General features: G+C 39.0%; 4 protein-coding genes. All 4 read left to right on the forward strand.

Annotation, left to right across the window (positions count from 1 at the left end; genetic code table 11):
- A partial coding sequence (locus WB217_RS13055) for a DUF3900 domain-containing protein (RefSeq protein WP_423993650.1) occupies positions 1-852 on the forward strand: 852 nt, incomplete at its 5' end.
- Positions 853-1855: 1003 nt separating this feature from the next.
- Positions 1856-2674: a lipid II flippase Amj family protein gene (locus WB217_RS13060; protein ID WP_423993651.1), complete on the forward strand. Its 819-nt coding sequence runs from the start codon at positions 1856-1858 to the stop codon at positions 2672-2674.
- A 36-nt stretch (positions 2675-2710) separates the two neighbouring features.
- Positions 2711-3214 (forward strand): NUDIX hydrolase, encoded by a 504-nt coding sequence (locus WB217_RS13065; protein ID WP_423993652.1) that lies wholly within the window; start codon positions 2711-2713, stop codon positions 3212-3214.
- 5 nt (positions 3215-3219) lie between these two features.
- Complete coding sequence (locus WB217_RS13070) at positions 3220-4002, forward strand: class I SAM-dependent methyltransferase (RefSeq protein ID WP_423993653.1); 783 nt, start codon at positions 3220-3222, stop codon at positions 4000-4002.
- Positions 4003-4098: the final 96 nt, after the last annotated feature.

Raw genomic sequence — 4098 nt, forward strand, 5'->3', positions numbered from 1 at the left:
ATTGGCTACTTCATTGTTGAAGAAGGTCATGACCTCACTTCCAATCCAAACTATAATCTTTTTCACAAAGTTCGCTTCGCTGAATCAAAGGAAGTTTTCCAGAATGAAAGTGAAAAATTTGCGATTGCCTATGTTGATACGAGTGCAGTGCGTGGAGGAGTCTTTATAGTTGCCCGCGCTAAGCTTCGCAAGTTTTTTGATGATTCATTCGTATTTATTTTAAAATGTGATTTCGAACCCAAAGTTGCTTCCATTTCTGATGAGTCTACCTTGATCCGTCAGGTTGAAATGGCGATCACGACGAAAAACATGAAATCTATCCAGTATCCTTACATGCCTGAAGAAGGGATGATTCAGGATAATGAACTGAAAATCAACCAGGCTTCACATGCCCGCTATTTCGAAGATTTCCTGAAATACGTGGAGTATGGACAGTCGATGCCAGAAATCGTGAAGACTCAAGTAATTGAAATGGTAAGAGGGCACATGGAAGAAACCTTCGAACCAGAAAGTGAAGAACGAGAACAGCTTGAGAACGCAATGGAAATATGGGCTGCCAGCGAAAAACGCGAGCTGCAGGAACGCTTCGAACCAGAACAGGTTATCGAAGCAGCGGCTCAGCTGATCGAGCATACCCCTGAGCTAGAGCTTAAGATGAAACTGGACCACGTATCGGTAAAGGGCTTGCTTGCGGACTTTGGCGATAGTATTCATCTAGCTAAAATGAACGGGAAATATGTACTGATGATCGAAGCAGACTCCGTAGTCTTTGAAAAAGGGTTTTCACCAGTAGAATTTGTGAAGCCTGATGAAGTCGCAACTGTAGTGGAACGGATCAGGCAAAAAGGATAGATTCAGATTTTTATATTAATGCTGTATGTGATTTAAATCCAATATGGATTAGCAAGGCTCTCAATTTTATATCAAATCGTTCCGTTTTGAGGTGCAAATGGCGTGGAAATTGCCCACGCCATTTTTTCTATTGTGCCAGCCTTTATAAGCTATTCCCTTACAAATTAACACCTGCAAAATTATATTATATTCGAATGACAATGTTTGTTGTACATGGAATAATGACTGTCATTTAAAAGTCAATTTGATTGCCAGTTCGGAAATCAATTTAAGAGTTCAATCCTGCGGACATTCCATTCAAGTATAGCGAGTATAACAACAAAAATGGAATTTTATGTTAAACAGACGCAAGATATTTATTTTTGTTCTTCACCGAAGCCGTTTAGCAGAACCTCAATTGAGTACCTGAAAATAAGCGGAGGATATCCGGTTAACCTGTAAACTATAGCTCTATAAGGGGTAATTAAGCGGAGGTTTTCCGGTTAAGCAAGCACGATTCCCAATTTTTTATGTTTTTCAAGTAAATAGGCGGAAATCTTCCGTCTATTTAAGCTGTTTTCCGCGCCATTTTCAAAATAAGGGAAGTTTCTCCGCTTATTGATCAGCCCATGTTGCTCCCTTCACCGGGGTCCGTTTCTTTATGGGTGGGGTGTAGAATGAAAAGGGTGCTTATGTGGAACAAGAACCACTATATTTCGGAGCCAAAAATACATTAAATTAGAAAAATGGCGTGACAAAACCGATGTCACTTTACACGCCATTTTCATTGTCTTTTAAAAAATATGCACCCTAAAACGGAACGGTTTAATTTTATATTGTGGGCTTTTTATATTGTCAATGAATTGTTATTTTGAGTATAATTGGAAAGGAATGGTAGGGGCGTGTCGCAATCTAGATACACCTAAATGAATATAGAATTCAGCGGATTTCCACCTCAATTTATTCAAGGCTTCCTTGGCATTAAATAATTAGGCGGGCTCTGCTTCGTTTGAGGAGCCATAGAATGGACATATTATCAGAACGATTACTAGTAATTGCAATATTTATCTTAGTAGTTACCACTATCGAAACTTTGGCTTACTCTACAAGATTGTCTGGAGCAAGAGTTGGGCTAATTGCCTCTGCTCTTTCACTATTTAATACCCTGGTTGTAGCAAGCCGATTTTCTACGATGTTTCAACAGCCACTTACCGGGAAGCTTATCGCTGAAGTGCCAGAAGGAGTAAACCGTCTAGAATTCCTTGAGAACCAATTTCGAATCCTTATAGGATTTACTACTGTCGGAGTATTAATTGGAATAATCTTATTCCCCACCTTTATTGCTATTTTTTCAAGGGCAATTATTCAGCTTTCTAATGAACGAGGTTCGATTGTTACTTTGACAAAGAAATGGTTCAATTTAAAAGGAATGAAACGTGTGGTCTTATGCTTTCGTATGCCTAAACGGGGATTTTTAAAAGGTATCAATAAACATACTTTTCCGAAACGGCTTTTCATTATCAATATATTGATTTCAGCAGTTTACACGGTGGGTGTACTAGCAGCGATATACGGTTCTTTGCTGACGGAACCGAAGTATGCACAGGCAGTCGTTTTATCCTCTGGTATTATCAATGGGATAGCAACGTTATTGCTGACTTTATTCATTGACCCCAAGGCATCCGTACTTGCTGACCGGGTCACGAAAGATAAAAATAAATATGTTTTCTTAAAAAGCTACTCGTTTGCAATGGTTACCTCAAAATTTGCTGGGACCATTCTTGCACAACTCATTTTTATACCAGCTGCATATTATGTTGCCTGGTTTGCGAAATGGTTATAGCTTGTTCAAGTAAAATTTAATAAGCAGGGGATATAATTGAGCACTGCATATGTTAATTGGGGAGAATCAATTATTAAATTAACTTGGTTAAGTGATAAAAAGCTGCCTCCTCGCGAATTTATCACAAGTGTACACGGTTTTTGTTTTGATGATCATGAACTGATGTTGGTGAATTTGAATCATCGTGGGTGGGATTTTCCGGGTGGACACTTAGAACCTGGTGAATCGGTAGAAGAAGGCTTTAAACGAGAAGTACTGGAAGAAGGGAATGTTTCAGGGGATTGCAAACAGTTAGGATATATTATTGTCGATCACACCGATAATCCCAATTGGAGTGAAAGCAGCAAATATCCAAAGGTGGGCTATCAAGTTTTTTATCGCATGGATATTACCCAAATCCATGAATTTCAGGCACAATATGAATCAGCTGAAAGAATTTTTATCAACCCAGATACAGTAAAGGATTATTATCAGGATTGGCATGGATTATATGAGAAGATCCTAAAATGTTCATTGGATCTTCCTAAATTGGAAGGGTGATGGGAATGAATACAGTAAAACAAAATAGCAATGCATGGGATAAAAAGGTAGAGGAAGCGGCTGTCTACACTAAGGCTGTACCGCAAGAAATAATTGAAAAAAGCAGGAATGGAGAGTGGGAAATTTCCGTGACAACAGGAAAGCCGGTTCCAAGAAACTGGTTTCCGAAATCCTTAAACGGATTAAAGATCCTGTGCCTTGCATCTGGTGGAGGGCAGCAGGGTCCCGTTTTAGCGGCAGCAGGAGCAGATGTTACTGTCGTAGATATTTCGAAAAAGCAATTAGAACAGGATGAATTTGTCGCTAAAAGAGACGGATTGACGCTAAAAACAAGACTTGCAGATATGAGTGACCTATCCTGCTTTAAAGATGAACAATTTGATATTATCATTCATCCTGTAGCGAACTTATTCGTTGAGGATCTTTCAAAAGTTTGGAATGAAGCTTCACGGGTTCTAAAAAATAAAGGAATCCTAATCTCGGGGTTTACGAATCCGCTTCTTTTCATTTTTGATGATGAAGAGGATATGAAAGGGAATTTAGTCGTTAAAAACTCTATACCATCATCTTCACTCGACAACTTAACGGATGTACAAATTGCCGAATATCTGAATTCTGATAAGACAATCGAATTTGGGCATACTCTTGAGGATCAAATTCAGGGCCAGATAGAAGCTGGATTTGTGATTTCGGGCTTGTATGAAGATGATTTTGGAGGAAGAAGGCCGTTGGACAAGTATATTAAATGCTTCATCGCAACCAGGGCAGTAAAGCTGTGTGTTGAATAAGGAAATAATCCAATAGAAAAGGTGACCACTCACGAAGGAATGGTCACCTTATTCTTATAAAATCAGATAGTATAAAATGCACGTCGAGAAATGTCC

Origin of the sequence: Mesobacillus sp. (genome assembly GCF_049588175.1) — a bacterium.
Classification (GTDB): Bacteria; Bacillota; Bacilli; order Bacillales; family Cytobacillaceae; genus Mesobacillus.